Origin of the sequence: Archangium violaceum Cb vi76 (genome assembly GCF_000733295.1) — a bacterium.
GTDB classification, from domain to species: Bacteria; Myxococcota; Myxococcia; order Myxococcales; family Myxococcaceae; genus Archangium; species Archangium violaceum.
The window spans coordinates 1-6,953 of record NZ_JPMI01000050.1; the positions used below are offsets into that span (position 1 = coordinate 1).

At 69.6% G+C, this 6,953-nt stretch carries 7 protein-coding genes and 1 pseudogene; 4 read left to right on the forward strand and 4 right to left on the reverse strand.

Annotated features, from left to right (window positions below; translation table 11 throughout):
- The coding region (locus tag Q664_RS08650) for a zinc-ribbon domain-containing protein (protein WP_043392065.1) at nt 1–748 on the reverse strand (748 nt) is incomplete at its 3' end.
- A gap of 149 nt (nt 749–897) precedes the next feature.
- On the opposite strand from Q664_RS08650, the gene Q664_RS08655 reads away from it, so the two are divergent.
- Nucleotides 898–1,548, forward strand: a complete 651-nt coding sequence (locus tag Q664_RS08655; RefSeq protein WP_043392066.1) for a polyhydroxyalkanoate synthesis regulator DNA-binding domain-containing protein — start codon at nt 898–900, stop codon at nt 1,546–1,548.
- 120 nt (nt 1,549–1,668) lie between these two features.
- Here the strand turns inward: Q664_RS08655 and Q664_RS08660 are convergent, their stop codons facing one another.
- Both Q664_RS08660 and Q664_RS08665 read right to left on the reverse strand, forming a co-directional pair.
- Nucleotides 1,669–2,481: a ParA family protein gene (locus Q664_RS08660; RefSeq protein WP_043392069.1), complete on the reverse strand. Its 813-nt coding sequence runs from the start codon at nt 2,479–2,481 to the stop codon at nt 1,669–1,671.
- 10 nt (nt 2,482–2,491) lie between these two features.
- Complete coding sequence (locus Q664_RS08665; RefSeq protein WP_043392079.1) at nt 2,492–2,791, reverse strand: hypothetical protein; 300 nt, start codon at nt 2,789–2,791, stop codon at nt 2,492–2,494.
- A 163-nt stretch (nt 2,792–2,954) separates the two neighbouring features.
- Here Q664_RS08665 and Q664_RS08670 point away from each other — a divergent pair, with 163 nt between their 5' ends.
- Nucleotides 2,955–3,875, forward strand: coding sequence for an ArsA family ATPase (locus Q664_RS08670; RefSeq protein ID WP_043392073.1), 921 nt, complete (start codon nt 2,955–2,957; stop codon nt 3,873–3,875).
- Nucleotides 3,872–4,972 (forward strand): annotated as a pseudogene (locus Q664_RS08675) (ArsA family ATPase); the annotation flags it as partial. The gene Q664_RS08670 and the pseudogene Q664_RS08675, both read left to right, overlap by 4 nt.
- A gap of 89 nt (nt 4,973–5,061) precedes the next feature.
- On the opposite strand, the gene Q664_RS54650 reads toward Q664_RS08675, so the two are convergent.
- A complete protein-coding gene (locus Q664_RS54650) occupies nt 5,062–5,556 on the reverse strand; it encodes an endonuclease V (protein WP_075207388.1) in 495 nt (164 codons plus the stop codon).
- Between the two features lie 192 nt (nt 5,557–5,748).
- Here Q664_RS54650 and Q664_RS08680 point away from each other — a divergent pair, with 192 nt between their 5' ends.
- Complete coding sequence (locus Q664_RS08680; RefSeq protein ID WP_043392076.1) at nt 5,749–6,879, forward strand: tetratricopeptide repeat protein; 1,131 nt, start codon at nt 5,749–5,751, stop codon at nt 6,877–6,879.
- Nucleotides 6,880–6,953 lie beyond the last annotated feature (74 nt).

The window sequence follows — 6,953 nt, forward strand, 5'->3', positions numbered from 1 at the left end:
CGGGAGTGGGGACCGGCCTGGGCGGCAACGTGGGCACCGGCGCCGGGAGCGTCGCCTCCGTATCGGTCGAGCCGAACGGATCGTTCTCGTCGAAGGAGAAGGGGGCGCTGCTCACGGGCGCGAGCGCGGGGCTCTTCGCCGGCACCTGCAAGGGAGGGCTCTTCGCCGGCACCTGCACGGGCACGGGCGAGGCGGGCCTGGGCGCGGGAGCCGCGGGCTTGGGCGCCTGGGCCGGGCCGGTCGCGAGCGCTCCGGCGGGCTTGTTCGGAATGGGAGCCTTGGCGGCGAGCTTGAGCGCCTCGGCGGGCGTGGGGGTGTTCTCCCCCATGAACTCCATCAAGGGGTCCAGGTCGATGGTGGCCGGCGTCTTCGGCGGCTCCATGGAGCCGACGCGCGGCAACATGGCGGGAGGCGCTCCGCGAGACGAGGCGATACCCGGAACCGACGCATTGGCGCTCACGGGCCCATCGAAGAGGTTGTCCAGACCCCCGGGGCGGGCCGGGGCCTTGCCAGCGGGCGGGGCGGCCCGGGGCACCTCGAGGGGCGTACCCGCACGAGGAGTGGCCGGCGGCTTCGCGGCCGGGTCCAGGGAAGGCACACCGGGGGCCGGCGCGGCGGACGGGGAGTCCTCACGCGCGACCCGGAAGGTGTGCTGACACTTCGTGCAGCGGACCTTGACCCCCTTGTCCGTCACCTTCTCGTCGGGGATCTTGAACCGCGTCTGACACCGCTCACACTTGACGATCATTCAGGGCTCGGCCGGTCCGGGAGTATAGGCGCAGAGAGGCGTCATCGCGAGCATGCCTCCACCCGGCTTGCCCGCCCCCCACCCCTCTGCTACAGGCTTCTGTCCCACACCGTGTGCTCAAGCATCCGCAGTGGGCGGGGAACGAGATTATGAGCGAGCCAGAGCAGGCAGGCGTGCCGGGCAAGGAGCCCAAGGTCATCAAGCGGTACACCAACCGCAAGCTCTACGACACCGTCGAGAGCCGCTATGTGACCCTGGATGAGATCGCCGCGATGATCAAGGAGGGTGTGGAGGTCCAGATCGTCGACAATCGGACGAAAGAGGATCTCACCTCGGTCACCCTGGCGCAGATCATCTTCGAGGAAGAGAAGAAGCGGAACCGGATGCCGCTGACGGTGCTGCGGGAGATCATCCGGCACCCGGGTGAGTCGCTGACGGGCTTCATCCAGAAGGAAGTCACTCCCCGTGTGGTCTCCATCCGCGAGGAGGCCGAGTCGCGGCTGGACAAGCTGCTGAGGCGCGAGAAGGAGGACGGCACGCCGGAGGGCGCTCCCCCGCCCGCCGAGGAGCCGAGCAAGCAGGACGACGACAACGCCCCGGGAGGACCGGCGGAGCTGCTCAAGGCGAGCCAGCGGGCGCTGGAGGACTGGCAGCGGAAGATCGACGAGCGGGTGAAGCACGCCGTGGAGAACCTGGCGGGCAACCTGCCGGCGCTGGGCCGCGACATGGCGGTGCTGACGCAGCGGCTGGAAGAGCTCGAGAAGAAGCTGGACGAGCTCGAGAAGAACAAGCAGCAGTAGAGCCCCCCGCCCTGCCCTGCCTCCCCTCACCGCCAACCACCCCTCTCCCCCCGGGAGAGGGACGGGGTGAGGGTATCGAGGCTCGCGGGTTGCCCCTCGTGTAACCCCGGCGTGTTGCCGCTACGCCCCGCTGGCGGCCTTCTTCCCGCGCTTCGAGGCCTTCGCGGGCGCCCCGTCGAAGATCTCCGTGGCGATGGCGGAGAGCATCCGGGCGCCGGTGCTGCTCGGGGCGTACTCCCAGATGGTCTTCCCGTGGCTCTGCGCCTCGTCCACCTTGACGTTGTAGCCGAGCGGCGTGGCGGCGAGGGTCTCGGGGAAGTAGGCCTTGAGGCGCTCGAGGATGGCGGTGGCGAGCGCGGTCCGCCGGTACAGGGTGGGCACCACCTTGGTGATGCGCAGGCCGGGGCGGCCCTCGGTCTCGGCGACCTGACGGACGGTGTCGGCCACCTCGGCGCAGCCATCGAGCGCGAAGTACGTGAGGGCCACGGGCACCACCACCTCGGTGGCGGCCACGAGGATGTTGCGCGTGGTGATGCCCATGGACGGCGGCGCGTCGAAGACGATGACGTCGAAGCCGGCGGCCTCCGCGGCCTCGAGCCGTCCGGCGAGCCGGTGCGCACGCCTCTCGTCCGGGGCCACCACCAGGGGGAAGTCCGCCATCTCCTTGTAGGCGGGCAGGACGGACAGGCCCTCGACGGCCGAGGGCTGGACCACGTCCTCCAGGCGCACGGCCGGGTCGGTGAGCAGGTGGAAGACGTTGCGCGGCAGGGTGCGCACGTCCAGGCCGAGCGACTTGCCCGCGTGCCCCTGTGTATCCAGGTCCACCAGCAGGACCTTCAGTCCGCGGTCCCGCGCGAGCCACGCCGCGGTGTTGACCGCCAGCGTCGTCTTGCAGGTGCCACCCTTCTCGTTGATGAAGGCGATGCGCCGCATGGAGGGCCCTCTACTTCTTCTTGGCCGCCGTCAGCGTGTCCAGCTTGGACTCCACCGAGGACAGCAACCGCTCCAGGTCGTCCACCTTGTTGCGCAGCTGCTCCACGTCCGCGCTGGAGGGCAGGTTCATCGCCGACAGCGCCGAGCGCAGCGCTCCATCCAACGTGCCCTTGGCCGCCAGCGTGCGCGACACCACCGTCTGCACCGCCGCCACGAACTTCTCGTTGGACATCAGTTGCTGCGCCAGCTTGCCAGCGCGCTCCTCGCCGGTCTCGACGAGCTTCTTCACCACGGGGTTGTCTTTGAGCATGGGGGTGTCCATCAATCCGCGTGATTCGACACGGGGGACGCGGAAGGTTCTGGGAAAACGCGCGAACTCTGGAAGGACACGACGCGACGTGTCAAGCGATGGGTTCCAGATGACAGAGCGCGTTGACAGGGGGGAGGGGCATCCCTACGGTTCGCCGCTCCCGATGGCCGGCCTGCTCGACAAGAGGGTGTGGATCGTCTCTGGCAAGGGTGGCGTGGGCAAGAGCACCATCGCCGCGGCGCTGGCGTTGCGCTCGGCGCGCGCCGGCAGGCGTACCCTGGTGTGTGAAATCAACACCCAGGAGCGCGTCAGCCGCCTGCTCGGGCACAAGCCCGTGGGCCCCGAGGTGACGAAATTGGAGGACAACCTCTGGGCGGTGGACGTGCGCCCCCAGGAGGCCATGCGCGAATACGCGCTCATGGTCCTGCGCTTCGAGACCCTCTACAAGACGGTCTTCGAGAACAAGGTGGTGCGCTACTTCCTGCGCTTCATCCCCTCGCTGCAGGAGCTGGTGCTGCTGGGGAAGATCCTCTACCACGCCCAGGAGAAGCGGCCGGATGGCAAGCCCTCGTGGGACACCCTCGTGATGGACGCACCCGCCACGGGCCACGCCATCACCTTCCTGCGCGTGCCGCAGGTGCTGCTGCAGACGCTGCCGCCCGGGCCCATGACCCGCGAGGCCCTGAAGATGCGCGATATCCTCGAGGACCCGGCGGTGACGGCGGCGGTGCTGGTGTCGCTGCCGGAGGAGCTGCCGGTGAACGAGACGCTGGAGCTGCACGCGGCGCTGCGCGATCAGGTGAAGGTGCGCACGCACGCGGCGGTGCTGAACGCGGCCTTCCTCGAGCGCTTCACCGAGGACGACCTGGAGGCACTGGTGGACCAGCCGGAGCTGCTGCGGGTGGCGCGCTCGCACCATGACCGGGCGGCGCAGACGGTGCTCTCGGAGATGAAGCTGGAGCGCAACCTGCACGTGCCGGTGTACCAGGTGCCCCGCATCTTCACGCCGGACTTCGACCGCTCGGCCATCGAGCAGGTGATGGAACACCTGGAGCCGATGGTGACGGGGAAGGCCGGGGCATGAACGCGCTCTCCGAGGCCTTGAAGAAGAAGCGCGTGCTGGTGTGCGTCGGCTCGGGAGGCGTGGGCAAGACGACCATCTCCGCGACGCTGGCGTTGCGCTCGGCGGTGGATGGGCGCAGCAGCCTGGTGTGCACCATCGATCCGGCCAAGCGGCTGGCCAACTCGCTGGGGCTCCACGCCCTGGGCAACGTGGAGGCCGAGGTCCCCGCCTCCGCGCTGGAGCCCCTGGGGGTGAAGCCCCGGGGCCGTCTCCACGCGATGATGCTGGACATGAAGCAGACGTGGGACGACCTCATCCTCAAGTACGCCCCACCGGACAAGCGCGAGAAGATCCTCTCCAACCGCTTCTACCAGTCGCTCTCCAGCGCGCTCGCGGGCAGCCAGGAATACATCGCGATGGAGAAGCTGTGGGAGCTGCGCACGAAGCGCGACTACGAGCTCATCGTGCTCGACACGCCGCCCACGGCGCACGCGCTGGACTTCCTCGAGGCGCCCAACCGGGTGCTGGACTTCCTCGACAACGAGGCGGCCAAGTGGCTGCTCACGCCCGCGCTGGCGGCGGGCCGGATTGGCCTCTCCCTGTTCAGCCTGGGCAGCAGCTACGCGGCGAAGACGATCTCCAAGTTCACCGGCACGGAGACGTTGCAGGAGCTGGCCGCCTTCATGATGGCCATCGCGCCGATGAACGAGAGCTTCCGGGAGCGGGCGCGCGGGGTGCGCGAGCTGCTGGCGGCGGAGCAGACGGGCTTCGTGCTGGTGACGAGCCCGGGCCGCGAGCGGCTGGACGAGGTGATGCACTTCCACCGGCTGCTGAAGCAGAACGCCATGGACGTGGTGGCGGTGGTGGTCAACCGCGTGCATCCGATGCCGGGAGCCGGGCTGTGGGAGGAGATGCAGGGGCTCATCCCGGCGCGGCGCGCGAAGGTGGAGCAGACGCTGCGGGAGCTGACGATGCTGGCGGAGCAGGACGCCCGGGGCATCGCCGAGTTGCAGGCGGCGGTGGGGAACACGCCGCTCATCCAGGTGCCGCGCTTCGAGCTGGACGTGCATGAGATCAGCGCGCTGTGGCGCACGGGGCGCTACCTGATCGGCGAAGAAGTGATTCCCGGCCCCACTCCCCCTCTCCCCCCCGGGACGAGGGACGGGGTGAGGGTACCAGTCCCCCGGGTTGAGCCCCGGGCCCCCTCTCACGAGTCCCGGCACAACCGATCCACCCGGTTGAGCAGCGTGGGAATCCGCGAGGCCCCATGCATCCGCCGCACGTACTCCGCGGCGGCACCAGCCTCCACGCCCACCGCGGTGACGAACAGCGGACGCTGACTCTGCCCGCGCAGCACCGGCACCGCGAGCTGGCTCGAATGGAACGCCGTCTTGGCCACGCCAATCACCGGCACGCGCCGCCCGAGCGCCTCGTACAGGTGCGCGCCCAGCCCGGGCCGCTCCTCGCCCAGCCACACGTACCCGTCGATCACCACCGTCTCCAGCGGCTCCTGAACCGCGCCGAGCACCTTGAGCAGGTGGGGCAGCTCGCGGCGGAAGAACTGGCCGGGCTCATAGGGCTCGGCGGGAGGGCCGCGCTCCACGAGGTGCGAGGCCTCGGCGGCATCGGCCCAGTCGCGGAAGAGCACACAGGCGGCCACGGTGACCTCGTCCCGGTAGTCCACGTCCATACAGGCCAGCATCGTCGCTCCTCCAAGTGTCCACGGCCGCGCCCGCCCGGCCGCCGGGCATCGCGCCATACGGGCGGGAAACCCGGGCGAAGGTTAAGCTGCGCCCCGCCTGGGAACTCCGGGACGGTCCTTGCTGTCCTGGAGGCAGGAAACCTGGACGGCCCCTCCGTGGGCCCCTGACGACCTATGCAGCGGAGGACATACATGTTGGCCACCTGGCGCAAGTGGGTGTTGGTGGGAGTTCTGGGCCTGGTGGGGTGCCGGACGACGGGGACGGCGGTGCGCGAGACGCCGGAGACGCCCCGGCAGCAGGTGCAGTTCGACCCCGTGACGGTGACGGCGGACCTGGAGCTGGCCTCGCTCAACGACGAGGAGCTGTTCGCCGGAGGCACGTCGGCCTTCGCGGCCAACGACTTCGCCAAGGCGGCGCGCTACTTCGGGCGGCTGGTGGACTTCCACCCCCAGAGCAAGCACCGCGACGAGGCGCTCTACAACGCGGGCCTGGCCCACGAGCGGCTGGAGCAGTGGGAGGAGGCGAACCTGCGCTTCTCCGAGCTGGCGGACGCGGAGAAGGGCACGGGCGACACACTGGACGCGGCCTTCCGCCTGGCCGAGACGCAGTACCACCTGGAGCGCTTCGCGGAGGCCGCCAGGGTGCTGGGCACCATCGCCGGGCGCGCGGATCTCCCGGTGGGCAAGCGCCTGGAGGCCCAGGTGCAGCAGGGCGTGTGCGAGCTGGAGACGGGGCAGAGCGAGAAGGCGGAGAAGACGCTGCGCCAGGCGCTCTCCACGTACGAGGCCCTGGCGGACAAGGACGAGGTCGAGGACTACTTCCCGGCGCAGGCGCACTTCTTCATCGGGGAGATCTACCGGCACCATTACGACCAAGTGAAGCTGGACCCGGCCAAGGGCAGCGACGCGCTGGCCAACGACCTGAACTACAAGGCCGAGCTGCTGCTGTCGGCGCAGGGCAACTACCTGCGCGCCATCCGGGTGGGCAACGGGCACTGGGCGACGGCGGCTGGCTCGCAGATCGGCTCGATGTACGAGAACCTCTACGAGCACCTGGTGAACTCGCCGGCGCCGACGGAGCTGGACGCGGAGGAGGCGGCCATCTACCGCGAGGAGGTGCGCAAGAAGGTGCGGATCCTCCTCACCAAGTCCATCAACATCTACGAGCGCACGCTGGAGGCGGCCGAGCGCATCGGCTCGCAGAACACGTTCGTGGACAAGACGCGCCAGAGCCTGGAGAAGATGAAGGCGCTGCTGCTGGCGGACACGGAGTCGGCGCCCGTCCCCGAGGACGAGCCCGCCCCGTCCAAGCCGCACTCCTGAGGCCATTTCCCCTCTCCCTCCGGGAGAGGGACGGGGTGAGGGTTCCACGCATCCCGGGTTGAACCCCCCTGTCC